We start from the raw sequence: 25,848 nt of genomic DNA, 5'->3' as shown, positions 1-25,848 counted from the left end.
ATCAGAGCCGCTGTAGAATCAACTCCCCAGCCGCCCCGGCCAAGCCTGGCTGACCGGGCTCGCCGGGCTTGCCTTTGGCCCCGGCATCGGTGCGGTACACCAGGCAGCCCTTGCTGGCGCCACCGGCGCCCGGTTTACCGGCCGCGCCTGGCTTACCCGGCACCCCGCCATCCAAGCGCACCACGATGCGCTCCTGGGCAAAGCCCGCCGGCACCGCCAGACGAATCCGCCCGCCCGCCGCGCCATCGCGGCCGTTACCGCCGTTGTCGCCGTCGGCTCCGCGGCTGGCCTGGCCCCAGGTGCAGCCGCCCGCCTTGCCATTGGCCCCATCGAGGCCGACATACCCCGGCCCGCCTGCACCGCCGCGCGCATCGATCGCCAGGCGATCCGCCTCAAGGGCGTGCAGTTGCACGTCAAGGTTGCGCCCAGGCCGGGCTGCGCGTTCGTAGCTGCCCGGCGCGCCGGTGGCGGTGATTTCACTTCCCTCGGCGAACCGCGCCGTCCCCGCCTCGATGCTCAAGGGGGCGTCCGCCGGTGCCACGGCGATCCGCGCATCGCGGCCGAGCTGCAGGTGGTCGACCTTCAACGAGGTGAGTGAAGCCGGCAGCAGCAAGGTGGCCGAATCGGCCACCTGCAGGTGCTGCAAGTGCACGCTGTTGGCCTTGTTCGCCAGGCGCAATACCGAATGGGCGGCAACTTCCAGGCTCTCGGCCTGTACCAGGGGGCTGGCGAATGCCACCAGCAACATCAATTTACGCACGGCGCGGCGTCTCCTGCGGCTTGGGAATGGACATCACATGAAAAATACCGGTCAACAGAATCTGCAACCGATCGAACCATCGGTGGCTGCGCTGACGCAGGCTGGCATTGAAAAACAGCACCTCGAGCACATGCAGGCCGAGCAGGAAGATCCCGGCCGCATTAATCAACAGGTTGAACGGTAGGGGCTGCGGGATGAACAGATTGATCAGCACCACCCACCAGAACACTACCGTCAGCGCCTTGCCCAGGCCCAGGATGAATTTCATGCGTCGCCCCCTGATTGGTCGTCATGGCGCCGCGGCCCGAAGCAACGGACCGCTGCGCCCACAGTAACCCCATGCCAGGGGTTCGCACCAGCGGCCGCTCAGTTCAGGTGCAGTTCCACCCGCCGGTTGAGTGCGCGGCCTTCGTCGGTGTCGTTGTCAGCCACCGGCTCGCTTTTGCCACGGCCCTGGCTGGTCACCTTGTCGGGCGCCAGGCCCTGGCTGATGAGGTATTCGGCGACACTCGCGGCGCGCCGTTCGGACAAGCCCTGGTTGTAGCTGTCGCTGCCGACGCCATCGGTATGGCCAATCACCTTGATCGTCGCCACGTTGGGATTGTCGAGCTTGGGCAGCAGCTCGCGCAGACGCTGCTGGGCGGCAGGCATGAGCTCGGCCGAATCAAAGGCGAACAGCACTTGGCCCTGGTCATCCAGGGTGATCACTTCGGACTTGGCCACCGACGTCTCGGCCCGTGGCGCCGAGGGCGGGTACTGCGGCAGCGCGCACCCCATGTGGTCGACGGCGGTCCCGGCAGGGGTATCCGGGCAGCGGTCGCGGCGGTCGAAGACGCCATCGCCATCCTCGTCGCCATCCTGGGCATAGCAGATCAGGCCGCCGGCGATCGCCCCCGCTGCGCCAAGCCCGGTGGCCCAGCTGGAACTCTCGATGGCGCCCAGGCCCCCGCCTGCCAGCCCACCGAGCAGGCTGCAGAAGGGCCAGGTCCTTTGATTGAGGGGCGCGCTGCCATCGCTGTGGGTGGCGCAGCCTGTGAGCAGGCCCGACAGCAACAGCAACGGCAAGGCCGCCTTCGACAAAACTCGCATGGTTGGATGCTCCTGTGTCACCGGCCGCTACCGGTCCCACAGGAGTAAAGACGCGCCCGCGCCACTTCTCAAGGCGCGGGCGCCCGCCGTCAACGCTGGATCTTGATCTCCGTGCGACGGTTCATGGCGCGCCCATCGGCGGTGGCGTTGTCTGCGACCGGTTGCGTTTCGCCCGCGCCGACCACCGAGATGAAGCTGCTGCGCGGCACGCCGCTGTCGACCAGGTAGTCCGTCACCGAATGGGCACGGCGGTCAGACAGTTTCTGGTTGTAGCTGTCGGAGCCGACGCTGTCGGTGTGGCCGGTGACGCTCAGGCGCGCGCTCGCCGCTTCCTGCTTGAGGCGGGTGGCGATGGTGTTCAGGCGCTCTTTGTCGGCGGCCGTCAGGCGTGCCGAGTCGAACTCGAAGTGGACATCGCGGATGACGATGACTTCTTCTTTTACCACCACCACTTCCTCGACCACGGCAACCGGCTCGGGTGGGCAGCCATTGGCGTCGACCTGCACCCCGCGCGGCGTGCCCGGGCACTTGTCGCGGCTGTCTGGCACACCATCGCCGTCTTCGTCGCCGTCACCGTGGGCCCAGCAGTAGCCAGCGGCCAGGCCGCCGCCGAGCAAGGCGCCCCAGCCAGCCCAGGCGGAGCTCTCGATGGCGCCCAGGGCGGCGCCGCCCACACCCCCGACGGCAGCACACTTCGGCCAGTCGGTCTTTTGCAAACCTGCACAACCAGTCAACACACTGGTGAGCAGAACCAGGGGTATCGCTGTGCGAACTATGCTCATTTTGTAGCATCTCCTAGGGGGAATCGGCACCAGGCCGATCTCTGGGAGTAAAGACCGCACATTACCGCTCTGCCAGCGATAAGCCACACGGCGGCCTCGTAACCCTTTGCCCGCGCGCCGAGGACCGCTAGTCTTGGAGACCCTGAACGAGGAATGGCAATGACCGACGGTTTTTCCCAACGTACTCCGCAGCAAGCCCTGGCGGCTCTGCTGGAGCGCTTCACGCCGCAGCGCCTGCTGCTGGTCGGCTCGCGTTTCCCGGCCCTGGAGGCCTTTGCCCTGGCGCACCCCGAGGTGAGCCTCGAGGTCGCCGCACCCGGCGCGCTGCCGGCTGCGATCGCCGCCCAGCGTTACGACCTGGCGGTGCTGGTCGACTGCCTGGAGCACCTGCCCAAGCGCACCGGCCTGGAACTGCTCGGCGGTATCCGCAACCTCAACGCCAGTCGCGTGGCGGTGCTGGCCGACCTTGGCGCCTGCGGCTGGCAGGACACCGACTTCTTCTCCCTGGCGATGTCGGCCAGCGAGAAGTTTCGTCGTGACGCGCAGGTCCTGAGCCTGTTCACCTATGATCTACATGACTACAAGCAGGTCCCGGACTGGCTCAACGCCCGCTTCTGGGCCAACCCTGAAAACTTCGGCAAGTACTGGTGGTGATCTGATGAGTGTCTCGGTCTGCCCGTGTGGCAGCGGCAACCTGCTCGACGCCTGCTGCGGGCATTATCACGCGGGCACCCCGGCGCCCGATGCCCAGGCACTGATGCGCTCGCGCTACAGCGCCTACGTGCTGGGGCTGATGGATTACCTGGCGAGCACCACCCTGCCGGCCCAGCAAGCCGGCCTGGACCGCGCCGCCATGGCCAGCTGGAGCGCGCAGAGCACCTGGCTTGGCCTCGAAGTGGAGAGCGCCGAGGTGTTCGGCGGCCAGCCCGAACATGCCTTCGTCACCTTTATAGCGCGCTGGCACGACGCGCAAGGCGAGCACGCCCATCGCGAACGCTCGGCCTTTGTCCAACGCGAGGGGCGCTGGTACTTCATCGACCCGACCGTGGCCCTCAAGGCCACGCGCAACGACCCCTGCCCTTGCGCCAGCGGGCAGAAATTCAAGAAATGCTGCTCCAGTTACGTCGGTAGCTGAGCATGAACGCCCTGGCCCGCCTGCTTCTCGCCAGTGTCATGCTGTTGCTGGCGGGCTGTGTCAGCTGGGGCGGTGAAGCCTGGCGCGAGCCGCAGGTGCACCTGGTCAAGGTCGAAACGGTCAAGGCGCGCCTGCACCAGCAGGAGTTCGTGCTCCACCTGCGGGTCGACAACCCCAACGACAGCCGGCTGTTCATCCGCAACCTGGCGTACGCGGTGCGGCTCAACGACCTGCTGCTGGTCGATGACCAGGCGAGCCTCTGGCGCAGCGTCGGCGGGCATCAGCAGCGGACCTTCAAGATCACCGCGCGGACCAACCTCTGGGCCCACCTGAAACCCCTGGCCAAGCTGCTCAAGAGCAAGCAGCCGCTGCAGTATCGGCTGGACGCCGAGCTGAACACCGGGCTGGTTATCTTTCAGAGCCTGCACTTGTCGCGCAGTGGTGAGATAATGCCCGGCGATTTCATACCGGAGTAACCCGCAATGACCCAACAACCCCATGTCCATGGCCCAGACTGCAACCACGATCACGATCATCATCAGCACGATCACGATCACGGCCATGTGCACGGCCCGCACTGCAACCACGGCCACCAGGAACCGGTGCGCAACGCCCTGAAGGACGTTGGCCGCAACGACCCGTGCCCGTGCGGCAGCGACAAGAAGTACAAGAAGTGCCACGGCGCCTGATCGGCCCAGCACCGTGCCGTGCCATTCGCGGGTAACCCCGCGGATGGCCGCAGCGCCCTCCAATGACCGACGACCACTCGGCAGCCCCACGTAAATAAAGCCTCGCAGCACCTTGCACGGCGCCCGCACGCTCACTACCTTAGCGCCTTTCGAACCCCGCCACGCCTTGCAGGAGCCTAGTCATGGCCGCCCCCGTGTTTCCTCCCTTCCGTCCCCGCCTCGTTACCCTGGCCGTGTTCGGCCTGCTCGGTCTCGGCGGCTGCCAGATGGGCGGCTATCAGGACAGCGTGCCACCGACCACGGGCGTGCAACCGCTCAAGGGTTTGGCGCAGAACGTTTCGGTGCGGCGCAACGCCATGGGCGCGCCGCTGATCGAGAGCAGCAACTTCCACGATGCGCTGTTCAGCCTGGGCTATGTGCACGCCGGTGATCGGATCGAGCAGATGGTCGCCATGCGCCTGCTGGCCCAGGGCCGCCTGGCCGAGATGGCCGGCCCGGAAGCGCTGGATATCGACCGTTTGATGCGTGCGGCCAACCTCAAGCAGAGCGCCGGCCAGCTGTACGCCGACGCCTCGCCACGCCTCAAGCGCTTCTTCGAGGTGTACGCACGCGGGGTCAACGCCTACCTGTTCCGTTTCCGCGACAAGCTGCCGGGTGAGCTCGCCCGCAGTGGCTATCGCCCGGAATACTGGAAGCCCGAGGACTCGGCGCTGGTGTTCAGCCTGTATGCCTTCAGCCAGTCGGTCAACCTGCAGGAAGAGCTGGCGGCGCTGACCCTGGCGCAAAAAGTCGGCAGCGACAAGCTCACCTGGCTGCTGCCGATCGCCCCCGACGAGCCGTTGGCCGAAGCCGAAATCGACAAACTCAAAGGGCTCGACCTGGCCCGCCAATTGCCGGGGTTGCCGGCCCTCGCCAGCGCCAGCCAGAAGCTCGCCGACCTTGGCCTGCTCGGCAGCCCGGGCTCGGCCAACGTCGCCCTGGGCCCGCAGCGCAGCCGCAGTGCCAAGAGCCTGCTGGCCAGCGACAGCCGCGCCGCCTGGGCGCTCAGCCCGGTGCAGATCCACACCGGCAAGTACCAGGTCGCCGGCCTGTCGTTGCCCGGCCTGCCGATCCTGCTGGGCGGCTACAACGGCAAGTTGGCCTGGAGCAGCAGCGCGGTCATGGCCGACAATCAGGACCTGTTCCTGGAGCAGGTGCGCCGCCAGGGCAACCAGGTGACCTACCTGGCCGACGGCAAGTGGCAGCCGGCGCGGGCGCGCAACGAAACCTTCCTGGCCCGCGGTCAGCGGCCGCTGCGCGAAGTCATGTACGACACCCGCCACGGCACCCTGCTCGGCCAGCCGGGCAGCAACGGCCTCGGCTTGGCCCTGAGCCTGCCGCAGCTCAAGGGTGATCGCAGCCTCGACGCGCTGTTCGACCTGACCCGCGCAGCCAACGTCGAGCGCGCTTTCGACAGTACCCGCGAGGTCGGCGCCGCGGCGCTGAACTTCGTCTTTGCCGAACCCGAGCACATCGGCTGGCAGGTCAGCGGCCGCTACCCCAACCGCCGCGAAGGCCAGGGCCTGTTGCCGTCGCCGGGCTGGGAGGGGCGTTATGACTGGGACGGTTTCGCCGACCCGATGCTCCACCCGTACGACCAGGACCCGCCCGCCGGCTGGCTCGGCCACGCCAACCAGCGCAGCCTGGCCAAGGGTTACGGCATGCAGCTGTCGAACAGCTGGTACTACCCCGAGCGTGCCGAGCGCCTGGCCCAGCTGGCCGGCAACGGCCGCCACGACGGCCGCAGCCTGATGGCCCTGCAGAACGACCAGACCACCTTGCTGGCCGACAAGCTCAAGCAGATGTTCGACGCCCCGGGCATGGCCCAACCGCTCAAGCAGGCGATCGACGCCCTGCCCGCGGCCCAGCGCGACAAGGCCCGTGAGGCCCTGACCCGGCTCAAGGCCTTCGACGGCCGCTTGAGCACGGTGTCGGCGGATGCCGCGCTGTATCAGCTGTTCCTCCAGGAATTCGCCCGGCAGACCTTCCTTGACGACCTCGGCCCCGAGTCCAGCCCGGCCTGGCAGGCCTTTGTCGGCGACGCCCAGCTGTCCTATTCGGCCCAGGCCGATCATCTGTTGGGGCGTGAAGACAGCCCGTTCTGGGACGACCGCACGACCCCGCAGAAAGAAGACAAGCCGGCAATCCTGGCCCGCAGCCTGGCGGGCGCCATCGACACCGGTACCGCCCAGCTGGGGGCTGATCGCCGCGCCTGGCAGTGGGGCAAACTGCACCAGTACCGTTGGCCAGCCGCAAACTACTACGGCCTGGGCGACGCGCTGAGCCGCGCACCGCTAGCGGCCGGCGGCGACTTCAGCACCCTGGCCATGACGCCTTACGCCTGGGGCAGCAACTTCGATACGCGCCTGCCAGCTTCGGCGCGGATGATCGTCGACTTCGGCCAGGCCGAACCGCTGCAGCTGCTGACCAGCAGCGGCCAGTCCGGCAACCCGGCCAGCCGTCATTACGGCGACGGCCTGGATGCCTGGTTCAAGGGGCGCTTCATGAGCCTGCCGGTGCAACCGCAGAACTTCGCCCGGGCGTATGGCACTCAGCGGCTGACCTTGGTGCCGGGCAAGTAACTTGCCGCCCTGAATGAAAAAGCCGCCAAATTTGGCGGCTTTTTCATGCTCAGGCTGCAACCACCGCAAGCGCAATGCGTTGCCCGAGCACCTGCAGCGCATGCTCTACCTGTTCGATTTTGGATCGGTGCAGCAGATCCACCAAACGGTCAACCTGAGGGCGATTAACACCCAGACGGCGAGCCATCTCGGTCTTGCTCACCCTTTGCGCCAGCATGGTGTTCCACAGGGCCGCTTTGGCGGCCGTCAATGCGGGAAGCCGGACGACAGCCTGCCCATCGGCAGCAGAAGTGGGCAATGGAATTGCGATCTTCTGATCGACATAAAGCGAAAGCGCCGATTCCAAGGCATCTACGGCGTCGAACAGAGCTTCCTCAGCAGTGTCCCCGGCACTGGCCATTTCCGGGACATCCGGACTGCTGACCCAAACGCTGCCGTTCTCCTGATGTACGATCACTGGGTACTCAAAGATCATCAGATCATCTCCAGTCTGTTGTTCACTCACTCAATCCCAAGTCCTTGATGATTTTTCTCCTGAGACCCTCACCTATCTCCTTGGCACCATGATCTGGAAAAATCGTTTGGCGGTTGCCAAGGTACACTTTGAAATGGCTCCCCTTCGCGGGCAGGAATGTAGCCCCCCGAAGACGCAGCCACCGGCGGAATTCGCTGTATTTCATGTGGGCCTTCGAGTTCAATGTGCAACATTTATGTTGCCCTAGCAACATAAATGTTGCGCGATGAGCAAGCGAAGCCCCGATTGAACATCAAAGCAGCCTTCCGCATTTCCGCGTTTAACGTAGTCCCCTTCCCTACCGCAGCAAACCCATCCGAACTTCGCCCCTCGATCCGCGCTCCTACCTTGTAACCCCCAAGCCAGCGCCCGTGCCCATGGACCTTGTGATTGCCCGCCCCGAAGGCCTGTACTGCCCGCCCGGTGATTTCTACATCGACCCGTGGCGGCCGGTCGAGCGTGCGGTGATCACCCATGGTCACGGCGACCATGCGCGCACCGGCAACGCCCACTACCTCACCGCCGCCCCCGGCGCCGGGGTGCTGCGCAGCCGTCTGGGCCAGGACATCGACCTGCAGACCCTGGCCTACGGCGAACGCCTGGTGCATCACGGCGTGACCCTGAGCTTTCATCCCGCAGGCCATGTGCTGGGTTCGGCGCAGGTGCGGCTGGAATACCAGGGCGAGGTGTGGGTCGCCTCGGGCGACTACAAGGTCGAACCCGATGGCACCTGCGCGCCGTTCGAGCCGGTGCGCTGCCACACCTTCATCACCGAATCGACCTTTGGCCTGCCGATCTACCGCTGGCCGCCACAAGCCACGATCTTCAGCGAGATCAACGCCTGGTGGCGGGCCAACCGTGAACTGGGCAAGGCCAGCGTGCTGTTCTGTTACGCCTTCGGCAAGGCGCAACGGATCCTCCACGGGCTGGACCCGAGCATCGGGCCGATCCTGGTGCATGGCGCGGTCGAGCCGCTCAACCGGGTCTACCGCGAGGCTGGCGTGGCCCTGCCCGACACCCACTATGCCGGCGACTTCGCGCGCAACGACCCGCTGCTGCGCCAGGCCCTGGTGCTGGCGCCACCCTCGGCGGGCGGCAGCAGCTGGATGAAGCGCTTCGGCGATTACAGCGATGCCTTCGCCAGTGGCTGGATGCGCTTGCGCGGCACCCGCCGGCGGCGCGGTGTCGACCGCGGCTTCGTACTCTCCGATCACGCCGACTGGCCCGGGCTGCTGTGGGCCATCGAGCAGACCGGCGCGCAACGGGTGATGGTCACCCACGGGTCGGTCAATGTGCTGGTGCGCTACCTCAGCGAGCGCGGCCTCGATGCCCGCGCGTTCGTCACCGAATACGGCGACGAGGACGACACCCGCGAGCCGCAGGCCCCGGCATGAAAGCCTTTGCCGAGCTGTACCTGCGCCTGGACGGCACCACCTCCAGCAACGCCAAGCTGCAGGCTCTGCGTGAGTATTTCAGCCAGGCGCCGGCGCGCGACGCGGCCTGGGCGGTGTACTTCCTGGCCGGAGGCCGGCCGCGGCAACTGGTGCCCACGCGCCTGCTGCGCGAACTGGCGATCGCGCTGTCGCAACTGCCGGACTGGCTGTTCGAAGAAAGCTACCAGTCGGTCGGCGACCTCGCCGAGACCATCTCGCTGTTGCTGCCGGACAACCCGCAAGGCAGCGACGAGGGCCTGGCCGAATGGGTCGAACAGCACCTGCTGCCGTTGCGCGGCCAGCCGCAAGAGGCCGTGCGCGAGCGCCTGCCGCTGCTCTGGGCGCAACTCGACCGGCAGAGCCTGATGCTCTGCCTGAAGCTGATCACCGGCAGCTTTCGGGTCGGCGTGTCGAAACTGCTGGTGACCCGTGCCCTGGCGCAACTGTCCGACCTCGACGCCAAGCGCGTCGCCCAGCGCATGGTCGGCTATACCGACCTGAGCCATAAGCCCAGCGCCGACAGCTACCTCAAGCTGGTGGCCGGCGAGTCGGCCGATGAACACAGCCAGCGCGGTGGCCAGCCTTACCCGTTTTTCCTCGCCCACGCCTTGCAGGCGCCCACCGAACAGTTCGAGGCCTTGCTCGGGCCGGTCAGCGATTGGCAGGTGGAGTGGAAGTGGGATGGCATCCGTGCCCAGGTGGTCAAGCGCGACGGCCAGTTGTGGATCTGGTCGCGCGGCGAAGAGCTGGTCACCGATCGATTTCCCGAGCTGCACAGCCTGACGAGCACCTTGCCGGACGGCACCGTGCTCGATGGCGAAATCCTGGTCTGGAAGCCCGGCGCCAGCGACCAGGCCGTGGCGGTGCAGCCATTCGCCCTGTTGCAGCAACGCCTGGGCCGCAAGACCTTGGGCAAGAAGCTGCTGGCGGATGCGCCGGTGGTGCTCAAGGCCTATGACTTGCTCGAATGGCAGGACCAGGACTGGCGCAATCGCCCGCAACATGAACGTCGCAGCCAGCTGGAGCGCATCGTCGAGGCGTACCCGCTGGCGCCCGTGCTGCTGTCGCCGCTGCTGCACGGCGCCGACTGGGCCGACCTCGCCCGCCAGCGCGAGCAGTCGCGCAGCCTCGGCGTCGAAGGCCTGATGCTCAAGCAGCGCGATGCGCTGTACGGGGTCGGCCGGACCAAGGACATGGGCCTGTGGTGGAAGTGGAAGATCGACCCGTTCAGCGTCGATGCCGTGCTGATCTACGCCCAGCGTGGTCACGGCCGCCGGGCCAGCCTCTACAGCGACTACACCTTCGCCGTCTGGGATGCCCCGGCCGGCACGCCGGGGCGAACGCTGGTGCCGTTCGCCAAAGCGTACTCGGGGCTCAGCGATGAAGAGATGCGCAAGGTCGATGCGATCATCCGCAAGACCACCGTGGACACCTTCGGCCCGGTGCGCAGCGTGACCCCGACCCTGGTGTTCGAGCTGGGCTTCGAGGGGATCGCGCTGTCCAAGCGGCACAAGAGCGGGATTGCCGTGCGCTTCCCGCGGATGCTGCGCTGGCGGCTGGACAAGCCGGTGGACGAGGCGGATGACCTGGCGACCCTGCAGGCGTTGCTGGCCTGAGCAACCGCGCGGGTCTCTTCGCGGGTAAACCCGCTCCTACAGGGGTTGTGTCGAATACGATTGCAGCGCTCGAAGCGATCCGTGTGGGAGCGGGTTTACCCGCGAAGAGGCCGGTGCTGACAGTGCAAAAGCTGAAAGCGCCCATGCGCAAACCCGAAGTTTGTGCTTCTATCTTCAGTCGCAGACCGTTCAACCCAAGCACGCCAGGACCGCCATGCATCACTCTACCCACGACCTGCTTTCCCCCGCCCCGGGCATCACCCGTCAGTTGCACAGCTTCCAGTTCGGCCCGCGCGGTGGCCCCAAGGTGTATATCCAGGCCTCGCTGCACGCCGACGAGCTGCCCGGCATGCTGGTGGCCTGGCACCTCAAGCAACGCTTGCTCGAGCTTGAGCAGCAAGGCCGCCTGCGCCAGGAGATCGTGCTGGTGCCCGTGGCCAACCCGGTCGGTCTGGAACAAGTGCTGCTGGACGCGCCCTTGGGCCGCTTCGAGTTGCAGAGCGGGGAAAATTTCAATCGCAACTTCGTCGACCTCTCGGACACGATCGGCGATCAGGTCGAGGGCCAGCTCAATCAGGACCCGGCGCACAACCTCGCGCTGATCCGCGAACACCTGCGCCGCGGCCTCGACGCCCACCCGGTGCGCACGCCGCTGCAGTCCCAGCGCCTGTGCCTGCAACGGCTGGCCTGCGATGCCGACATGGTGCTCGACCTGCACTGTGACTTCGAAGCCGTCGAGCACCTCTACACCACCCCGGAAGCCTGGCCCCAGGTCGAGCCGCTGGCACGCTACCTGGGCGCCCAGGCGAGCCTGCTGGCGACTGATTCCGGCGGGCAGTCGTTCGATGAGTGCTTCAGCCTGGTCTGGTGGCAACTGCAGCAACGCTTCGGCAAACGCTACCCGATCCCCCAGGGCAGCTTTTCGGTGACCCTCGAGCTGCGCGGCCAGGCCGATGTCAGCCACGACCTGGCGAGCAAGGACTGCCAGGCGATCCTTGACTTCCTCACCCACAGCGGCGCCATCGAAGGCCAGCCCGTCGCGCTGCCGCCGCTGCTGCGCCCCGCCACCCAACTGGCCGCCGTAGAGCCGGTGACCGCGCCGGTGGGCGGCTTGCTGGTGTTTCACGCAGCGCCTGGGCAGTACCTGCAGGCGGGGCAACTGATCGCCGAGGTCATCGACCCGCTGACCGACCGGGTCACCGCCCTGCGCAACGACCAGGCCGGGCTGCTCTATGCACGCAGCGTCCGGCGCATGGCCACGACCGGCATGGTCATTGCCCATGTCGCCGGCGAGCAGGTCTGCCGCAGCGGTTATCTGCTGGGCAACTGATCGGGTAAAACCAATCACCGCGGCGCAGGGTCTGTAGAAGCACAGCCCTCGACGGACCTGCCGCATGCCCGCCTCCCCCGACCTTGCCAATGCCTGGTTCGCCGCACGCGGCTGGCAGCCCTTCGCCTTCCAGCGCCAGGTGTGGGCCGCGGTCGAGCGCGGTGAGTCGGGCCTGGTCCACGCCAGCACCGGCGCCGGCAAGACCTACGCGGTCTGGCTGGCCGCCCTGCGCGCCTTTGCCAAGGCCGACACGGGCAAGCAGCCGGCGCCGCTGCAGGTGCTCTGGATCACCCCCATGCGCGCCCTGGCAGCCGACACCGCGCGCGCCCTGCAACCGCCCCTCGACGCGCTCGGCCTGAACTGGAGCGTCGGCGTGCGCAGCGGTGACACCAGTGCCGCCGAGCGCGCCCGCCAAGCCCGGCGCCTGCCCAGCACCCTGGTCACCACACCGGAAAGCCTGACCCTGCTGCTGACCCGCGAACACGCCGTGCAGGACTTCGCCAGCCTGCGCATGGTGGTGGTCGATGAATGGCACGAATTGCTCGGCAACAAGCGCGGCGTGCAGCTGCAGCTGGCCCTGGCGCGCCTCAGGCGCTGGCACCCCGGGCTGGTGGTGTGGGGCCTGTCGGCGACCCTGGGCAACCTGCAGCACGCCCGTGAAGTGCTGCTGCCGGCCGGCGGCGCGCTGGTCACCGGCAGGCAGGACAAACGCCTGCAGGTCGACACCCTGCTGCCTGAGGCCATCGAGCGGTTCCCCTGGGCCGGCCACATGGGCTTGAAAATGCTCGCCCAGGTCAGCGCCGAAATCGATGCCAGCAGCAGTTGCCTGGTGTTCACCAACACCCGCGCACAGGCCGAGCTGTGGTACCAGGCGCTGCTCGAACAGCGCCCTGACTGGGCCGGGCTGATCGCCCTGCACCATGCGTCGCTGGCGCGCCAGACCCGCGACTGGGTCGAGCGCAGCCTCAAGCAGGGCACCTTGAAGGCGGTGATCTGCACCTCCAGCCTCGACCTCGGGGTGGACTTCCTGCCGGTCGAGCGGGTGCTGCAGATCGGCTCGGCGAAAGGCATCGCACGCCTGATGCAACGTGCCGGACGCTCGGGGCATGCCCCGGGGCGCGCCTCACGGATTACCCTGGTGCCGACCCATAGCCTCGAGCTGGTGGAAGCCGCCGCGGCCCGCCATGCCCTGGCGGCCGGCCAGATCGAGGCGCGCCAGTCGCCGCGCCTGAGCATGGATGTGCTGGTCCAGCACCTGGTCAGCATGGCCTTGGGCAGCGGCTTTCGGCCCGCCGAGCTGCTCGCGGAAGTGCGCAGCACCTGGGCCTTCCGCGACCTGCGCGACAGTCAATGGCAATGGGCCCTGGACTTTGTCTGCCACGGCGGCACTTCGCTGACCGCCTACCCCGACTACCAACGCGTGCACGCGCACCCCGACGGCCTCTGGCGGGTGGCCAGCGAGCGCCTGGCCCGGCGCCACCGGATGGGCATCGGCACCATCGTCAGTGAGGCCAGCATCGCCCTCAAGTACTGGAGCAAGGGCGGTGGCGGCAAAAGCCTGGGCAGCGTCGAGGAAGCCTTCATCGCACGCCTGCGCCCAGGCGACACGCTGGTCTTCGCTGGCCGGGTGCTGGAGCTGGTACGGGTCGAGAACATGACCGCCTACGTGCGCCGCAGCACCGCGCGCAAAGCCGCCGTGGCGCGCTGGAATGGCGGGCGCATGCCGCTCTCGAGCGAACTGGCGGATGCCCTCGTCGAGCAGCTCGACGCCGCCGCCCATGGTCACTTCAATGGCCCGGAAATGCGCGCCGTACGGCCATTGCTGGCGCTGCAGCAGGCCTGGTCGGCACTGCCCACCCAGGGCACCCTGTTAGCTGAGACCCTGACCTCACGGCAAGGCTCGCACCTGTTTCTCTACCCGTTCGCCGGGCGCATGGCCAACCTCGGCCTGGCCAGCCTGGTGGCCTGGCGGGTCAGCCGCGAGCAGCCGCTGTCGGTGTCGATCGCGGTCAGCGACTACGGCTTCGAACTGCTCAGCCCGAGCGCCGTCGACTGGGCGACGTGCCTGCCAATGGCGCTGTCTACCGACAACCTGCTGGAGGACGTGCTGGCCAGCCTCAACGCCGGCGAGATGGCGCTGCGGCGCTTTCGCGAAATTGCCCAGATTGCCGGGCTGGTGTTCGGCGGCTACCCGGCGGCGCAGAAGAGCACCCGGCAGATCCAGGCGTCCAGCGGGCTGTTCTATGAGGTGTTTCGCAAGCATGACGCCGACAACCTGCTGCTCGGCCAGGCACGTGACGAGGTATTGCGCGAGGAGCTGGAGATCGAGCGGCTGCACCGGCAACTGCTCAAGATGAGCGCCTTGCGCCTGGATCTGCAGGCGTTGCGCCGGCCTGGGCCGTTGGCGTTTGCGCTGCTGGTCGAAGGCATGCGTGAGACGCTCAGCACCGAGAAGCTGGCCGACCGCATCGCGCGCATGGTGGCCGACCTGGAAAAGGTCGCGAACAACAACACGAAGGCGTGACATGACCCAGCACCTGGAAATCCAACACTGCGGCGAGACCCTCTGGCTGCTGCCGGACAAAGCGCTGTACTGGCCGGCGCGGCGCGCCCTGCTGGTGGCCGACGTGCACCTCGGCAAGGCCGCCAGCTACCGCGCCCTGCATCAACCAGTGCCACGCGGCACCACCGATGCCACCCTGGCCCGCCTCGATGCCCTGCTGGCGGCACACGATTGCCAGCAACTGATCATCCTCGGCGACTTCCTGCATGCCCGCCCTGCCCGCGCACCGGCCATCGTCGCCAAGCTGAAGGCCTGGCGCCAGCGGCACGCGCCGTTGCGGATCGTTCTTGTGCGGGGTAACCATGACCGTCATGCAGGCGACCCACCCGCCGAACTGAACATCGACGTGCAGGACCAACCATGGCTACAGGAACCCTTCGCCTTGCAGCATGAGCCGGCGTCGAATTCTACCCACCCTGTGATCGCCGGGCATGTACACCCGGCCTTCATACTGCGCGGCAAGGGCCGTCAGCGCCTGCGCCTGCCGTGTTTTCTGATCGAAGACAAGGTCAGCCTGCTACCGGCCTTTGGCGAGTTCACCGGGGGCTGGAACGTCGAGCCCGACGCGGCCACCCGCGTGTTTCTCGCGGGGGCCGAGCGGGTCTGGGCGGTGCAGCGCTGATCAGGCGACCGGCGCCGGTGGCGGTTCATCAGGCAGGGTCGGCTCACCCGGCTCCATCGGTGGGGTATCACCGGGCTGGGGCGGTTGCGGCGTATCGGGATCGGGCTGGTGCGGCACGCCACCGGCCTGCAGCGGCATCGGCGGATGCGCCAGCAGTGACCATGCCAGCAAGCCTATCTGATTGGGTTGCTGGAGGGTGGCCAGCTTCTCACTGACGGCGGGATGGAGTTTCATAGGCAGCTCCTGGCGAGAGCCGGCGCACGTCATGCGCGCCGGAACTGTTCAAGCGTTGGAGTGCCGGGCGGGGAAGGAATTCCCCGCGCTCGTCGGATCAGGTCCGCGGCAGGGTAACGCCGCGCTGGCCCTGGTACTTGCCGCCACGGTCCTTATAGGACACTTCGCACTCTTCATCGGATTCGAGGAAAAGCATCTGGGCCACGCCTTCGTTGGCGTAGATTTTCGCCGGCAGCGTGGTGGTGTTGGAGAACTCCAGGGTCACGTGGCCTTCCCACTCCGGCTCGAGCGGGGTGACGTTGACGATGATGCCGCAGCGCGCGTAGGTGCTCTTGCCCAGGCAGATGGTCAGGACGTTGCGCGGGATGCGGAAGTACTCGACGGTGCGTGCCAGGGCGAAGGAGTTCGGCGGGATGATGCAGACGTCGCTCTTGACGTCGACAAAGCTGCCGGCATCGAAGTTCTTCGGGTCGACGGTGGCCGAATTGATGTTGGTGAACACCTTGAATTCGTCGGCGCAGCGCACGTCGTAGCCGTAGCTGGAAACGCCGAAGGAAATGACCCGGCTTTCGGCGTCGCCGCGCACCTGGCGCTCGACGAACGGTTCGATCATGCCGTGTTCCTGCGCCATGCGGCGAATCCACTTGTCCGATTTGATGCTCATGGCGGGGGGTGTCCTGAGGGTACGAGGTGAAAAACAAGATGCGCATCTTACCGGTCCCGGCGCCTGGGTTAAAGTTCCGTGCCGCATCCCGCGCCGGACGGGGGCTGCGGCCGCCGCCGATCCGAATTTCATCAAAGCCGCTATTGACCATTGGCAGGTCGTTGAAAGTGGGTTATGGTGACGCCACTGTGCTGCACGTGACACCGAGAACTCTAGTTAGATGCACGATTTCCATCGGCCCATCGCTGAATTTTCCGACTCTTTGCACTCAGTCCGGCCAGGGCGTTTCCTGTGCCGAAATTTACTTTGTCCAAGGAGACAGACACATGTCCAACCGTCAATCCGGTACCGTCAAGTGGTTCAACGATGAAAAAGGCTACGGCTTCATCACCCCTCAGTCGGGCGATGACCTGTTCGTGCACTTCAAAGCCATCCAAGCTGACGGCTTCAAAACCCTGAAAGAAGGCCAAGCTGTTACTTTCGTCGCTACCCGCGGCCAGAAAGGCATGCAGGCTGAAGAAGTTCAACTGGCCTAATCCAGTTTAGCTTCAGAAAAAACCCGCTTCGGCGGGTTTTTTTATGCCTGGCAGAAACTGAAGCCTGCCCGCGCGTGACCCATGGGAGCGGCGCGGCGCCGCCCCCACGTGGGTTCAGTCTTCGCTGATGGTAATGCTCGGCATCGCCGGCGCCGCCGCTTCCTGCAGGACGATGCGCGCACCGACCTGGCGCGCCAGCTCCTGATAGACCATGGCGATCTGACTCTCCGGCTCGGCAATCGCCGTCGGCTTGCCGCTGTCGGCCTGCTCGCGGATCAGCATCGACAACGGCAGCGAGGCCAGCAACTCGACGCCATACTGCCCTGCCAGCTTGGCGCCGCCGCCTTCACCGAACAGGTGCTCGGCATGCCCGCAGTTCGAGCAGATGTGCACGGCCATGTTCTCGACCACGCCCAACACCGGGATGTTGACCTTGCGGAACATCTCCACGCCCTTGCGCGCATCCAGCAAGGCCAGGTCCTGCGGGGTGGTGACGATCACCGAGCCCGCCACCGGGACCTTTTGCGCCAAGGTCAGCTGAATGTCGCCGGTGCCCGGCGGCATGTCGATCACCAGGTAGTCGAGGTCGTCCCAGGCAGTCTGGGTGACCAGTTGCAGCAACGCCCCGGAGACCATCGGCCCACGCCAGACCATCGGCGTGTTGTCGTCGGTCAGAAACGCCATCGACATGACCTCGACGCCGTGCGCCTTGAGCGGCACGAACCACTTCTGATCGCGGATCTGCGGCCGGGTACCTTCAGCGATACCGAACATCACACCCTGGCTGGGGCCATAGATATCGGCATCGAGAATACCCACCCGCGCGCCCTCGCGGGCCAGCGCCAGGGCCAGGTTGGCCGAGGTGGTCGACTTGCCCACGCCGCCCTTGCCCGAAGCCACGGCAATGATGTTCTTGACGTTGGCCAGGCCCGGCACCTGGGCCTGGGCCTTGTGCGCGGCGATCACGCACTCGATCGAGACCTGCGCGGCGCTGACCCCGTCGAGGGTCTCGATGGCGGTTTGCAGGACCTGCGCCCAGCCATTCTTGAACAACCCCGCGGCGTAGCCCAGCTGCAGCTGCACGCTGACCTGGCTGCCCTGGATGTCGATCGCGCGCACGCAACCGGCGCTGACCGGGTCCTGGTTCAGGTAAGGGTCGGTGTACTGGCGAAGGACGGCTTCGACGTCGGCACGTGTGACGGCACTCATTGAGGCTCCCGTAGGCAAGATCTGAAAGTGAAACAGGCGCCTATGCTAACCCGTCAATCGTCAGCAGGTACGTCGATGGGGTGAAATATATTTGCCGTGCCTTTATAGTGGCCGATCACCCTTATTTTTCCTCGTAGCCAGAGTAAGTAGCCGAGCCCCCATGTCCGAGCCACGTCAGATTCTCGTCACCAGCGCCCTGCCCTATGCCAATGGATCCATCCACCTTGGCCATATGCTCGAGTACATCCAGACGGACATGTGGGTTCGCTTCCAGAAGCTGCGCGGCAACCAGTGCATCTATGTCTGCGCCGACGACGCGCATGGCTCGGCGATCATGCTGCGCGCCGAAAAGGAAGGCATCAGCCCGGAGCAGCTGATCGCCAACGTGCAGGCCGAGCACAGCGGCGACTTCGCCGAATTCCTGGTCGACTTCGACAACTTCCACTCGACCCACAGCGACGAAAACCGTGAGCTGTCGAGCATGATCTACACCCGCCTGCGCGACGCCGGGCACATCGCCAACCGTTCGGTCACGCAGTACTTCGACCCGGAAAAAGGCATGTTCCTGGCGGACCGTTTCATCAAGGGCACCTGCCCCAAGTGCGCGGCCGACGATCAGTACGGCGACAACTGCGAGAAGTGTGGCGCCACCTACGCCCCGACCGAGCTGAAGAACCCCAAGTCGGCGATCTCCGGTGCCACCCCGGTGCTCAAGGATTCGCAGCACTTCTTCTTCAAGCTGCCTGACTTCCAGGCCATGCTCCAGCAGTGGACCCGCAGCGGCACCCTGCAGGATGCGGTCGCCAACAAGCTCGCCGAATGGCTCGACTCCGGCCTGCAGGAGTGGGACATCTCGCGCGACGCGCCGTACTTCGGCTTCGAGATCCCAGGCGAGCCGGGCAAGTACTTCTATGTCTGGCTGGACGCGCCGATCGGCTACATGGCCAGCTTCAAGAACCTCTGCGCGCGCCGTCCGGAGCTGGACTTCGACGCCTTCTGGAAAGAAGACTCCACGGCCGAGCTGTACCACTTCATCGGCAAGGACATCGTCAACTTCCACGCCCTGTTCTGGCCCGCCATGCTCGAAGGTTCGGGCTTCCGCAAGCCGACCGCGATCAACGTGCACGGCTACCTGACGGTCAATGGCGCGAAGATGTCGAAGTCGCGTGGCACCTTCATCAAGGCGCGCACCTACCTCGATCACCTGGCCCCGGAATACCTGCGTTACTACTACGCCGCCAAGCTGGGCCGTGGCGTCGACGACCTCGACCTGAACCTGGAAGACTTCGTGCAGAAGGTCAACTCCGACCTGGTCGGCAAGGTGGTCAACATCGCCAGCCGTTGCGCGGGCTTCATCCACAAGGGCAACGACGGCGTGCTGGTCGGCGGTGACGCTGCCCCTGAGCTGACCGAGGCCTTCCTGGCTGCCGCGCCGTCCATCGCCGAAGCCTACGAGGCCCGCGATTTCGCCCGTGCCATGCGCGAAATCATGGGCCTGGCCGACCGCGCCAACGCCTGGATCGCCGACAAGGCACCGTGGTCGCTGGCCAAGCAGGAAGGCAAGCAGGACGAGGTGCAGGCCATCTGTGCCCAGGGCGTCAACCTGTTCCGCCAACTGGTGATCTTCCTCAAACCGGTGCTGCCGCTGCTGGCCGCCGATGCCGAGGCCTTCCTGAACGTCGCGCCGCTGACCTGGAACGACCACCAGTCGCGCCTCGAAAACCATCAGCTGAACGCCTTCAAGCCGCTGATGAGCCGCATCGAGCCGGCCAAGGTCGAAGCCATGATCGCCGCCAGCAAGGAAGACCTGCTCGCCGCCCAGGGCAACACCGCGCCTGTGGGTAACGGCGAGCTGGGCAAAGACCCGCTGTCGGCGGAAATCGAGTTCGACACCTTCGCCGCCGTCGACCTGCGCGTGGCGCTGATCGTCAAGGCCGAGGCGGTAGCCGGTGCCGACAAGCTGCTGCAACTGACCCTGGACATCGGCGACGAGCGCCGCAACGTGTTCTCCGGGATCAAGTCGGCCTACCCCGATCCGTCCAAGCTCGAAGGCCGCCTGACCATGATGGTGGCCAACCTCAAGCCGCGCAAAATGCGCTTTGGCATCTCTGAAGGCATGGTCATGGCCGCCGGCCCTGGCGGTGAAGAGATCTACCTGCTCAGCCCTGACAGCGGCGCCAAGCCAGGTCAGCGCATCAAGTAACCCCGCCCCTTCTGCCCCGGCCTCAGCGCCGGGGCATTTGCATCCGCCTGGCGCCGTGCCGGATATACTCACTGCAGCCCACGGCCTCTGGCATTCCCATGAGCGACTACGTCCTGGTTCTGGTCAGCGCTGCGCTGGTCAACCACCTGATCCTGCAGCGCGGGTCGCCTACGCGCGTGCACGTGCACCTGCAGGGCGCCGCCTGCGCGCTGCTGATGCTCGGGGGGCTGGTCGGCGCAAAACTGCTCGACAGCCTGCTCCTGGTGCCTTTGCAGTTGCACGACCTGCAACTGTTCGTGCTGTTGCCCGTGCTGGCGTTGCTGGCCTGGTCGATCCCTGCGCTGCTCGCCCGCCGTTACCCTGAAACGCCCCTTGAGGACCTGCGCATCGTGCTGTTGAGCAACGCCGCCGTGCTCGGCCTGATGTTGCAGCTCACCGATGAACACAGCAGCTGGCTGGCGACCCTGGCCGGGGGGCTGCTGGCGGGCCTGGGCCTGTGGCTGGCCCTGGCCTGGTTCGATGACCTGCGCCAGCGCAGCGCGCACGCCGAGATGCCTCTGGCGCTGCGCGGCTTGCCCATCGAACTGATCGGCGCCGGGGTGCTGAGCATGGCTCTGTGTGGCCTCAACGGACTCTTCGGGCAATGACCCAGACCGCCGATCCCCGCCTGCCCGCGGCCATGGGCCAGGTCTTGCTGGCCTGCGCCCCCGGCCTGCTGGCGTTGTTGTGGCTGCAGGGTTGGGGGGTGCTGTTCAACCTGCTGCTGTGCGCGGGCTTCGCCTTGGCCAGCGAGGCCTTGCTGCTGAGGCTGCGCGGGCAGCACGTGCTGCCGTCACTGGTCGATGGCAGCGCCCTGGTCACAGCGGTGCTGCTGGCCGCAGCCTTGCCGCCTTACGTCGCATGGTGGCTGCCGGCGATCGCCGCCAGTGCTGCGATCGGCCTGGGCAAGCAAGCGTTCGGCGGTGTCGGGCGTAATCTGTTCAACCCGGCGATGGTCGGCTATGCATTGGTGCTGTTGAGCTTCCCCTTGCAGATGAACCACTGGCCCGGCCCCGTACCCGGCTTCAGCGAAGGGCTGCAGCTGATATTCGGCGACACCGGGATCGATGCCTGGGCGCAGCCGACGGTGCTCGATGGCCTGCGGCACAACCGTAGCCTGACCGTGGAGGAGTTGTTCGCCCAGCACCCGGGCTTTGGCAGTGTCGGCGGGCGCGGCAGCGAGTGGGTCAACCTGGCGTTTCTACTCGGCGGTGTGTGGCTGTTGCAGCGCAAGCTGTTCAGTTGGCACGCACCCGCAGGGCTGCTCGGCGGCCTGGTGCTGCTCAGCCTGCTGTGCTGGAACGGCTCGGGCTCCGACTCCAATGGCTCGCCGCTGCTGCACCTGTTTTCCGGCTCGAGCATGCTCGCGGCGTTTTTCATCGCCACCGAGCCCGTCTCCGGGCCCCGGCAGGCCAGCGCCCGATTGCTGTTCGGGTTCGGCGCCGGGGTGCTGATCTATGTGATTCGAACGTGGGGCAGTTACCCCGATGGCACCGCGTTCGCCATCCTCCTGATGAACCTGGCGGTGCCGGCGCTGGACCGTCTGGCGGCACGCCGCGAGCAGGTGGCCTGATGAACAAGCTGACGCGCCAAGTCTTGTGGCTGGTAGTGGTGGGTGGATTGGCGCTAGCGGCAACGCTGGCCTTTAGGCAGTGGACTGACAGGCCAATCGACAACGCCCAGCGCGACCTGCAGACCCGCGAATGGCTCGCCGTGCTGCCGCCTGGCAGCTACGACAACACCCCGCTGCAAGCACCTCTCGAGCTGCCCGCAGCGCAGCTCACGCACAGCCAGCTGCTGGCCGGCTACCGCGCCACTTTGGCGGGGGCGCCCAGCGCAGTGATCTTGCGCAGCCAGGCCAAGGGCTACGCCGGCCCCATCGAACTGGCCATCGCCATCGGCGCCGATGGCCGCCTGCTCGGCATACGCGTCCTGCAGCAGGCGGAAAGCCCGGGGCTGGGCGACCAGTTGGTGGACCCCGGGCTGCGCTGGCTGGAGCAGTTCACGGGGCGCACGCGCAACGCCGCCTGGGCCCTGAAACGGGACAGCGGCGATTTCGATCAGCTGGCCGGCGCTACGGTTACTTCGCGCGCCGTACTCGAGGCGCTGCAGGATGCCCTGCGCTATTTCGACGAGCACCGCAGCGTTTTGCTGGGGGCGCGCGATGAATAGATTCTGGCTCTTGGGCATCAGCCTGGCGCCGTTGCTCGGGGCTACGCAAACCGTCGCGCAAGCGGCTGCGATCGCCGCCTGCACGGTAGCGCTGATGGTCCTGCACCAGGCACTGCTGGCGGCGTTAGCGCGCCCGTTGCAAGGCGCCACCCGCCTGCTGGCCAGCCTGCTGCTGATTGCCGCCCTGTGCAGCTGCCTGCAATTGGGCCTGCGCGCCTGGGCCCTGCCGCTGGCCTTGGCCCTCGGCCATTACCCGGCGCTACTCAGCCTGCAATGCCTGGCAGCCGATCATCTGCTGCCCAAGCAGCGCCGCTGGCGGCTGCTGGCCATGCACCTCGGTGGCCTGGTCGGGCTGTGCCTGCTGCTGGGGCTCAGCCGCCAGTGGCTAGGCCAGGTGGCGGGCGCGCACCTGGCCACCCTCGCCCCGGGCGGATTGATACTGCTCGGCCTGCTGCTGGCCTTGTACAATCGCCTGCGTCCGGACACCGCCCCCTCTCGTCGTCAAGGAACCCGTTGACCCCATGAATGCCGCCAAACGCCTGGAGATCTTTCGCAGGCTGCACGAAGACAACCCCGAACCGAAGACCGAACTGGCCTACAGCACGCCGTTCGAGCTGTTGATCGCCGTGGTGCTGTCCGCCCAGGCCACCGATGTCGGGGTCAACAAGGCCACCGCCCGCCTGTACCCGGTCGCCAACACGCCAGAGGCGATCTACGCCCTGGGCGTCGAGGGGTTGAGCGCGTACATCCGCACCATCGGCCTGTTCAACAGCAAGGCGAAGAACGTCATCGAGACCTGCCGCCTGCTCATCGAGCTGCATGGCAGTGAAGTGCCGCAGACCCGCGAGGCGCTCGAGGCCTTGCCGGGGGTCGGCCGCAAGACCGCCAACGTGGTGCTCAACACCGCGTTTCGGCAGCCCGCGATGGCGGTCGACACGCATATCTTCAGGGTCAGCAACCGCACCGGCATCGCCCCGGGCAAGACCGTGCTGGAGGTGGAAAAGAAACTGATGAAGTTCGTCCCCAAGGATTTCCTGCTCGATGCCCACCACTGGCTGATCCTGCACGGGCGTTACGTGTGCCAGGCGCGCAAGCCGCGCTGCGGCAGTTGCAGGATAGAAGACCTGTGCGAGTACAAGCTGAAGACCTCCGACGATTGAGCCGATAGGTAAAAACCCCGTCGGGCGATTGAAAAAATCTTTTTTACCAGCACCGCGTTTCTCGTTATAAGGACGGCGAATGGCCCTTTGGCTTGGAGCAACGCATGAGTACCGATAAAGAAGAGCTGTCGATCGACGATGACTTCACCAGTACTGCGGATGATGACGCAGAGCCTCAGGTAGAAACCGCGAAGACCAACCTGAACAAGCGCCGTACCATCGACAATCTCCTGGAAGAGCGACGCCTGCAGCGTCAGCTGTCCGATTACGATTACGACCTGTAATCGATCAATTCTCGAAAGCCTCCCTTGCGGAGGCTTTTTTTCAGGGCTATGTCAGGCCATGCCGCTGGGCCAGGTCGATGAGGTCCACCAGCGAACGGGCGTTGAGCTTCAACAGCAGGCGACTCTTGTAGGTGCTGACGGTCTTGTTGCTGAGAAACATGCTGTCAGCAATTTCCTTGTTGCTCTTGCCGCGCGCCAACTGCTGCAGGACCATCATTTCCCTGGCTGACAGACGTTCGACCATCTCGCTTTCGCTCCCCCGGTTGAGGGTGCCACGGGTCTTGAACATGGCCTGGTTGGGGAAGTAGCTGTAGCCGGACAACACGGCCTTGATCGCGCTGAGCAGCTCGGTCAGCTCCTGTTGCTTGCACACATACCCGGCGGCGCCTGCCTGCATGCAGCGCATCGAGAAGTGCCCCGGCGCCTGCGAGGTCAGCACCAGCACCTTGCTCGTCGGGCTGGCCGTGATCATCCGGCCAATGACCTCGAGGCCATCGAGTTTAGGGATACCGATATCCAGCACGACGATATCGGGCTGGTATTCCCGCGTCAGTTGCAAGGCATCGACGCCATTGTCGGATTCCGCCACCACCTCGTAACCATGGCGCTCCATCAGCATGCGCACGGCCAGGCGAATAACCGGATGATCATCCACGATCAGCACTTTATTCATGCGATATCCATCGATTCGTTGCTTTATCCAGCGGCCACCATAACCGAGCAGAGCACCCAGTGGCGCAGTCGTTCGGCCCCGCAACTCATGCAAAGATGGAACCTACATTAATTAGGGAAGCTTCCTACAAGCTGAGCCCCTGCGGGGTGTTCGCGCCGTGCGCAGGAAGGCTTGACCGGCGCCTGCCAGGACCCTGATCCGGGCAAATTCTGTCAGTACCCGTGGCAATCGTTCCGCGCGTGGAACTCTCCTACCTTTCTTACGTGCGCCGCGCCGGGTAAACATGGACAAAACTCGTGCAGGGCTGCCGTCATGAACATTCAGAAAAGCCTGAGCCCGTTGACGCTCATTGCGATCTTCGCCGGCATCGTCGAAGCCTCGGCGCTGGCGTCACTGCCGTTTCTCAGTGAGCAGAGCCAGACGGTGTACACGTGGTTCCTGGTGGGGTTTCCGTTCTTTCTGACGATCCTGTTTTTTCTGACGCTGAACTTCAATCACCAGACCCTCTACCTGCCCCACGAAGGGGGTGACAAGCCTGAGCCCGCTGCGGGCAGATCGGGGCACGCTGGTGAAAGCAGCAGCCTCGCCCTGTCGGGGCCGCAGGCCAACGAGCTGATAGCGGCGCAGCTGTTGCGCATCCTGGCGGAAACGCACCCTAGCCCGCGCAACTGGACGTTGTACAACCTCGATGCGCGGGTGTGCATCAAGCTGTCGGTGGCGCCGCTGGGGGATTCCGAGGGGCCTGGGGGGTTTTGAATGCGGCTTTGGCTTGGGCTTGGGGATTGTGGGCTTATCCATTCCATTTTGTGGCTCTTATGGCCCCTTCCGCCCTTACGGCGGGTCACTTTTTTTCTTGGAAAAAAGTAACCAAAAACCGCTGGCTCCCACATACGGCCCTCCGCTGCGCTGCGGGTTCCCTCACTCCGGTCTTGCTCCCGCGTGGACCGGGCTGTACGGGCCTTCCTGGCCCGCAGCCCTTGCCGGCCTTCCTGGCCGTCACCCCGCTCCGCAAGACCTCCGTTCGGCCTCCTGAGGTCGCCAAGTTAGGGGTGGCGCCTGGACTGGCGTTATCTTCGATAGTGGCATCGGTGGTGGATAGCTTGGCCTCTTCGCGGGTAAACCCGCTCCCACAGGGACCGCGGTGGCCTTACGGCCAGCAGAGAACCTGTGGGAGCGGGTTTACCCGCGAAGAGGCCGGCACTGCCAATGCACATTCTGGCGCTGACGCGCTGTACCGCCCTTATAAACAAGCGAGAGCGCAGCGATTCGCCAGCCGTTGCCCTGGCACTTGATCTGGCCTTTGATCTGGCTCGTGATCTTGATCTACCGCGACTTCAGGAGGCCGAACGGAGGTCTTGCGAAGCGAGGTGACGGCCAGGAAGGCCGGCAAGGGCTGCGGGCCAGGAAGGCCCGTACAGCCCGGTCCTCGCGGGAGCAAGGCCGGAGTGAGGGAACCCGTAGCGCAGCGAAGGGCCGGATGCAGGAGCAAGCGGTTTTTGGTTACTTTTTTCCAAGAAAAA

The 25,848-nt window shown here is 65.8% G+C and carries 29 protein-coding genes; 19 read left to right on the top strand and 10 right to left on the bottom strand.

What is annotated here, in order from left to right; genetic code table 11:
• Position 1: 1 nt before the first annotated feature.
• The 4 genes from CCOS865_RS07075 to CCOS865_RS07060 all read right to left on the bottom strand — a co-directional run bounded on the left by CCOS865_RS07075 (position 2) and on the right by CCOS865_RS07060 (position 2,631).
• Complete coding sequence (locus CCOS865_RS07075; RefSeq protein ID WP_119139260.1) at positions 2 to 760, bottom strand: collagen-like protein; 759 nt, start codon at positions 758 to 760, stop codon at positions 2 to 4.
• The gene (locus tag CCOS865_RS07070; RefSeq protein WP_119139258.1) at positions 753 to 1,028 is read right to left on the bottom strand and encodes a DUF1145 domain-containing protein; all 276 of its coding nucleotides are present in this window, start codon (positions 1,026 to 1,028) and stop codon (positions 753 to 755) included. The genes CCOS865_RS07075 and CCOS865_RS07070 overlap by 8 nt, the downstream gene beginning before the upstream one ends.
• A 98-nt stretch (positions 1,029 to 1,126) precedes the next feature.
• Positions 1,127 to 1,849 carry a PA1041 family peptidoglycan-binding anchor lipoprotein gene (locus tag CCOS865_RS07065; protein ID WP_119139256.1) on the bottom strand — a complete coding sequence of 241 codons (723 nt, stop codon included), beginning with the start codon at positions 1,847 to 1,849 and terminating at the stop codon, positions 1,127 to 1,129.
• An 89-nt stretch (positions 1,850 to 1,938) separates the two neighbouring features.
• Positions 1,939 to 2,631, bottom strand: coding sequence for a PA1041 family peptidoglycan-binding anchor lipoprotein (locus CCOS865_RS07060; RefSeq protein ID WP_119139254.1), 693 nt, complete (start codon positions 2,629 to 2,631; stop codon positions 1,939 to 1,941).
• A 159-nt stretch (positions 2,632 to 2,790) separates the two neighbouring features.
• Between CCOS865_RS07060 and CCOS865_RS07055 the strand changes: the two genes are divergently transcribed.
• The 5 genes from CCOS865_RS07055 (at position 2,791) to CCOS865_RS07035 (ending at position 7,076) form a co-directional block, all read left to right on the top strand.
• Positions 2,791 to 3,285 carry a DUF6231 family protein gene (locus tag CCOS865_RS07055; RefSeq protein ID WP_119139252.1) on the top strand — a complete coding sequence of 165 codons (495 nt, stop codon included), beginning with the start codon at positions 2,791 to 2,793 and terminating at the stop codon, positions 3,283 to 3,285.
• A gap of 4 nt (positions 3,286 to 3,289) precedes the next feature.
• Positions 3,290 to 3,766, top strand: coding sequence for a YchJ family protein (locus tag CCOS865_RS07050; protein ID WP_119139250.1), 477 nt, complete (start codon positions 3,290 to 3,292; stop codon positions 3,764 to 3,766).
• A gap of 2 nt (positions 3,767 to 3,768) precedes the next feature.
• Positions 3,769 to 4,242, top strand: coding sequence for an LEA/WHy family protein (locus CCOS865_RS07045; protein WP_119139248.1), 474 nt, complete (start codon positions 3,769 to 3,771; stop codon positions 4,240 to 4,242).
• 6 nt (positions 4,243 to 4,248) lie between these two features.
• Positions 4,249 to 4,455: an SEC-C metal-binding domain-containing protein gene (locus CCOS865_RS07040; protein WP_119139246.1), complete on the top strand. Its 207-nt coding sequence runs from the start codon at positions 4,249 to 4,251 to the stop codon at positions 4,453 to 4,455.
• Positions 4,456 to 4,637: 182 nt separating this feature from the next.
• A complete protein-coding gene (locus tag CCOS865_RS07035; RefSeq protein ID WP_119139245.1) occupies positions 4,638 to 7,076 on the top strand; it encodes a penicillin acylase family protein in 2,439 nt (812 codons plus the stop codon).
• 49 nt (positions 7,077 to 7,125) lie between these two features.
• On the opposite strand, the gene CCOS865_RS07030 is transcribed toward CCOS865_RS07035, so the two are convergent.
• Complete coding sequence (locus tag CCOS865_RS07030; protein ID WP_341868372.1) at positions 7,126 to 7,581, bottom strand: type II toxin-antitoxin system HicB family antitoxin; 456 nt, start codon at positions 7,579 to 7,581, stop codon at positions 7,126 to 7,128.
• Positions 7,574 to 7,756 carry a type II toxin-antitoxin system HicA family toxin gene (locus CCOS865_RS07025; RefSeq protein ID WP_119139243.1) on the bottom strand — a complete coding sequence of 61 codons (183 nt, stop codon included), beginning with the start codon at positions 7,754 to 7,756 and terminating at the stop codon, positions 7,574 to 7,576. The genes CCOS865_RS07030 and CCOS865_RS07025 overlap by 8 nt, the downstream gene beginning before the upstream one ends.
• Before the next feature lie 211 nt (positions 7,757 to 7,967).
• Between CCOS865_RS07025 and CCOS865_RS07020 the strand changes: the two genes are divergently transcribed.
• The 5 genes from CCOS865_RS07020 (at position 7,968) to pdeM (ending at position 15,154) form a co-directional block, all read left to right on the top strand.
• Positions 7,968 to 8,984 (top strand): ligase-associated DNA damage response exonuclease, encoded by a 1,017-nt coding sequence (locus CCOS865_RS07020; RefSeq protein ID WP_119139241.1) that lies wholly within the window; start codon positions 7,968 to 7,970, stop codon positions 8,982 to 8,984.
• Positions 8,981 to 10,639, top strand: a complete 1,659-nt coding sequence (locus CCOS865_RS07015) for an ATP-dependent DNA ligase (protein ID WP_119139239.1) — start codon at positions 8,981 to 8,983, stop codon at positions 10,637 to 10,639. The genes CCOS865_RS07020 and CCOS865_RS07015 overlap by 4 nt, the downstream gene beginning before the upstream one ends.
• Positions 10,640 to 10,853: 214 nt before the next feature.
• Positions 10,854 to 11,969, top strand: coding sequence for a succinylglutamate desuccinylase/aspartoacylase family protein (locus CCOS865_RS07010; protein WP_119139237.1), 1,116 nt, complete (start codon positions 10,854 to 10,856; stop codon positions 11,967 to 11,969).
• 64 nt (positions 11,970 to 12,033) lie between these two features.
• A complete protein-coding gene (locus tag CCOS865_RS07005; protein WP_119139235.1) occupies positions 12,034 to 14,493 on the top strand; it encodes a ligase-associated DNA damage response DEXH box helicase in 2,460 nt (819 codons plus the stop codon).
• 1 nt (position 14,494) lies between these two features.
• A complete protein-coding gene (gene pdeM, locus CCOS865_RS07000; protein WP_119139233.1) occupies positions 14,495 to 15,154 on the top strand; it encodes a ligase-associated DNA damage response endonuclease PdeM in 660 nt (219 codons plus the stop codon).
• On the opposite strand, the gene CCOS865_RS06995 is transcribed toward pdeM, so the two are convergent.
• Both CCOS865_RS06995 and dcd read right to left on the bottom strand, forming a co-directional pair.
• Entirely contained in the window at positions 15,155 to 15,388 is a 234-nt protein-coding gene (locus tag CCOS865_RS06995) for a hypothetical protein (RefSeq protein WP_119139231.1), read from the bottom strand.
• Positions 15,389 to 15,485: 97 nt separating this feature from the next.
• A complete protein-coding gene (gene dcd, locus CCOS865_RS06990; protein WP_119139229.1) occupies positions 15,486 to 16,052 on the bottom strand; it encodes a dCTP deaminase in 567 nt (188 codons plus the stop codon).
• A 326-nt stretch (positions 16,053 to 16,378) separates the two neighbouring features.
• Here dcd and CCOS865_RS06985 point away from each other — a divergent pair, with 326 nt between their 5' ends.
• Positions 16,379 to 16,588 (top strand): cold-shock protein, encoded by a 210-nt coding sequence (locus CCOS865_RS06985; protein ID WP_043197576.1) that lies wholly within the window; start codon positions 16,379 to 16,381, stop codon positions 16,586 to 16,588.
• 114 nt (positions 16,589 to 16,702) lie between these two features.
• On the opposite strand, the gene apbC is transcribed toward CCOS865_RS06985, so the two are convergent.
• Positions 16,703 to 17,797, bottom strand: a complete 1,095-nt coding sequence (apbC, locus tag CCOS865_RS06980) for an iron-sulfur cluster carrier protein ApbC (RefSeq protein WP_119139227.1) — start codon at positions 17,795 to 17,797, stop codon at positions 16,703 to 16,705.
• A gap of 160 nt (positions 17,798 to 17,957) precedes the next feature.
• Here apbC and metG point away from each other — a divergent pair, with 160 nt between their 5' ends.
• The 7 genes from metG (at position 17,958) to CCOS865_RS06945 (ending at position 23,655) form a co-directional block, all read left to right on the top strand.
• The gene (gene metG / locus CCOS865_RS06975) at positions 17,958 to 20,000 is read left to right on the top strand and encodes a methionine--tRNA ligase (protein ID WP_119139225.1); all 2,043 of its coding nucleotides are present in this window, start codon (positions 17,958 to 17,960) and stop codon (positions 19,998 to 20,000) included.
• Positions 20,001 to 20,098: 98 nt separating this feature from the next.
• The gene (locus tag CCOS865_RS06970; RefSeq protein WP_119139224.1) at positions 20,099 to 20,647 is read left to right on the top strand and encodes an Rnf-Nqr domain containing protein; all 549 of its coding nucleotides are present in this window, start codon (positions 20,099 to 20,101) and stop codon (positions 20,645 to 20,647) included.
• A complete protein-coding gene (locus tag CCOS865_RS06965; protein ID WP_119139222.1) occupies positions 20,644 to 21,612 on the top strand; it encodes an RnfABCDGE type electron transport complex subunit D in 969 nt (322 codons plus the stop codon). Before CCOS865_RS06970 ends, CCOS865_RS06965 begins: the two co-directional genes overlap by 4 nt.
• Entirely contained in the window at positions 21,612 to 22,211 is a 600-nt protein-coding gene (locus CCOS865_RS06960; protein ID WP_119139221.1) for an RnfABCDGE type electron transport complex subunit G, read from the top strand. The genes CCOS865_RS06965 and CCOS865_RS06960 overlap by 1 nt, the downstream gene beginning before the upstream one ends.
• Positions 22,204 to 22,728, top strand: a complete 525-nt coding sequence (locus CCOS865_RS06955) for an Rnf-Nqr domain containing protein (protein WP_119139219.1) — start codon at positions 22,204 to 22,206, stop codon at positions 22,726 to 22,728. The genes CCOS865_RS06960 and CCOS865_RS06955 overlap by 8 nt, the downstream gene beginning before the upstream one ends.
• A 4-nt stretch (positions 22,729 to 22,732) precedes the next feature.
• Positions 22,733 to 23,371 carry an endonuclease III gene (nth, locus tag CCOS865_RS06950; RefSeq protein WP_119139217.1) on the top strand — a complete coding sequence of 213 codons (639 nt, stop codon included), beginning with the start codon at positions 22,733 to 22,735 and terminating at the stop codon, positions 23,369 to 23,371.
• Positions 23,372 to 23,475: 104 nt separating this feature from the next.
• Positions 23,476 to 23,655, top strand: coding sequence for a PA3496 family putative envelope integrity protein (locus tag CCOS865_RS06945; protein ID WP_119139215.1), 180 nt, complete (start codon positions 23,476 to 23,478; stop codon positions 23,653 to 23,655).
• Positions 23,656 to 23,701: 46 nt separating this feature from the next.
• Here the strand turns inward: CCOS865_RS06945 and CCOS865_RS06940 are convergent, their stop codons facing one another.
• Positions 23,702 to 24,328, bottom strand: a complete 627-nt coding sequence (locus tag CCOS865_RS06940; protein WP_119139213.1) for a response regulator transcription factor — start codon at positions 24,326 to 24,328, stop codon at positions 23,702 to 23,704.
• A 312-nt stretch (positions 24,329 to 24,640) separates the two neighbouring features.
• Between CCOS865_RS06940 and CCOS865_RS06935 the strand changes: the two genes are divergently transcribed.
• Positions 24,641 to 25,084 (top strand): hypothetical protein, encoded by a 444-nt coding sequence (locus tag CCOS865_RS06935; protein WP_119139211.1) that lies wholly within the window; start codon positions 24,641 to 24,643, stop codon positions 25,082 to 25,084.
• Positions 25,085 to 25,848 lie beyond the last annotated feature (764 nt).

The organism is Pseudomonas reidholzensis (genome assembly GCF_900536025.1).
In the GTDB taxonomy this organism is placed as follows: Bacteria; Pseudomonadota; Gammaproteobacteria; order Pseudomonadales; family Pseudomonadaceae; genus Aquipseudomonas; species Aquipseudomonas reidholzensis.
The sequence above is the reverse complement of the archived record's forward strand: the minus strand, read 5'-3'. Positions and strand labels throughout refer to the sequence as shown.

What these genes read in the sequence shown, in the direction of transcription:
- CCOS865_RS07070 (WP_119139258.1), bottom strand. Translation starts at nt 1,028, where the DNA reads ATGAAATTCATCCTGGGCCTGGGCAAGGCGCTGACGGTAGTGTTCTGG.
- CCOS865_RS07065 (WP_119139256.1), bottom strand. Translation starts at nt 1,849, where the DNA reads ATGCGAGTTTTGTCGAAGGCGGCCTTGCCGTTGCTGTTGCTGTCGGGC.
- CCOS865_RS07060 (WP_119139254.1), bottom strand. Translation starts at nt 2,631, where the DNA reads ATGAGCATAGTTCGCACAGCGATACCCCTGGTTCTGCTCACCAGTGTG.
- CCOS865_RS07055 (WP_119139252.1), top strand. Translation starts at nt 2,791, where the DNA reads ATGACCGACGGTTTTTCCCAACGTACTCCGCAGCAAGCCCTGGCGGCT.
- CCOS865_RS07050 (WP_119139250.1), top strand. Translation starts at nt 3,290, where the DNA reads ATGAGTGTCTCGGTCTGCCCGTGTGGCAGCGGCAACCTGCTCGACGCC.
- CCOS865_RS07045 (WP_119139248.1), top strand. Translation starts at nt 3,769, where the DNA reads ATGAACGCCCTGGCCCGCCTGCTTCTCGCCAGTGTCATGCTGTTGCTG.
- CCOS865_RS07040 (WP_119139246.1), top strand. Translation starts at nt 4,249, where the DNA reads ATGACCCAACAACCCCATGTCCATGGCCCAGACTGCAACCACGATCAC.
- CCOS865_RS07035 (WP_119139245.1), top strand. Translation starts at nt 4,638, where the DNA reads ATGGCCGCCCCCGTGTTTCCTCCCTTCCGTCCCCGCCTCGTTACCCTG.
- CCOS865_RS07025 (WP_119139243.1), bottom strand. Translation starts at nt 7,756, where the DNA reads ATGAAATACAGCGAATTCCGCCGGTGGCTGCGTCTTCGGGGGGCTACA.
- CCOS865_RS07020 (WP_119139241.1), top strand. Translation starts at nt 7,968, where the DNA reads ATGGACCTTGTGATTGCCCGCCCCGAAGGCCTGTACTGCCCGCCCGGT.
- CCOS865_RS07015 (WP_119139239.1), top strand. Translation starts at nt 8,981, where the DNA reads ATGAAAGCCTTTGCCGAGCTGTACCTGCGCCTGGACGGCACCACCTCC.
- CCOS865_RS07010 (WP_119139237.1), top strand. Translation starts at nt 10,854, where the DNA reads ATGCATCACTCTACCCACGACCTGCTTTCCCCCGCCCCGGGCATCACC.
- CCOS865_RS07005 (WP_119139235.1), top strand. Translation starts at nt 12,034, where the DNA reads ATGCCCGCCTCCCCCGACCTTGCCAATGCCTGGTTCGCCGCACGCGGC.
- pdeM (WP_119139233.1), top strand. Translation starts at nt 14,495, where the DNA reads ATGACCCAGCACCTGGAAATCCAACACTGCGGCGAGACCCTCTGGCTG.
- CCOS865_RS06995 (WP_119139231.1), bottom strand. Translation starts at nt 15,388, where the DNA reads ATGAAACTCCATCCCGCCGTCAGTGAGAAGCTGGCCACCCTCCAGCAA.
- dcd (WP_119139229.1), bottom strand. Translation starts at nt 16,052, where the DNA reads ATGAGCATCAAATCGGACAAGTGGATTCGCCGCATGGCGCAGGAACAC.
- CCOS865_RS06985 (WP_043197576.1), top strand. Translation starts at nt 16,379, where the DNA reads ATGTCCAACCGTCAATCCGGTACCGTCAAGTGGTTCAACGATGAAAAA.
- apbC (WP_119139227.1), bottom strand. Translation starts at nt 17,797, where the DNA reads ATGAGTGCCGTCACACGTGCCGACGTCGAAGCCGTCCTTCGCCAGTAC.
- metG (WP_119139225.1), top strand. Translation starts at nt 17,958, where the DNA reads ATGTCCGAGCCACGTCAGATTCTCGTCACCAGCGCCCTGCCCTATGCC.
- CCOS865_RS06970 (WP_119139224.1), top strand. Translation starts at nt 20,099, where the DNA reads ATGAGCGACTACGTCCTGGTTCTGGTCAGCGCTGCGCTGGTCAACCAC.
- CCOS865_RS06965 (WP_119139222.1), top strand. Translation starts at nt 20,644, where the DNA reads ATGACCCAGACCGCCGATCCCCGCCTGCCCGCGGCCATGGGCCAGGTC.
- CCOS865_RS06960 (WP_119139221.1), top strand. Translation starts at nt 21,612, where the DNA reads ATGAACAAGCTGACGCGCCAAGTCTTGTGGCTGGTAGTGGTGGGTGGA.
- CCOS865_RS06955 (WP_119139219.1), top strand. Translation starts at nt 22,204, where the DNA reads ATGAATAGATTCTGGCTCTTGGGCATCAGCCTGGCGCCGTTGCTCGGG.
- nth (WP_119139217.1), top strand. Translation starts at nt 22,733, where the DNA reads ATGAATGCCGCCAAACGCCTGGAGATCTTTCGCAGGCTGCACGAAGAC.
- CCOS865_RS06945 (WP_119139215.1), top strand. Translation starts at nt 23,476, where the DNA reads ATGAGTACCGATAAAGAAGAGCTGTCGATCGACGATGACTTCACCAGT.
- CCOS865_RS06940 (WP_119139213.1), bottom strand. Translation starts at nt 24,328, where the DNA reads ATGAATAAAGTGCTGATCGTGGATGATCATCCGGTTATTCGCCTGGCC.
- CCOS865_RS06935 (WP_119139211.1), top strand. Translation starts at nt 24,641, where the DNA reads ATGAACATTCAGAAAAGCCTGAGCCCGTTGACGCTCATTGCGATCTTC.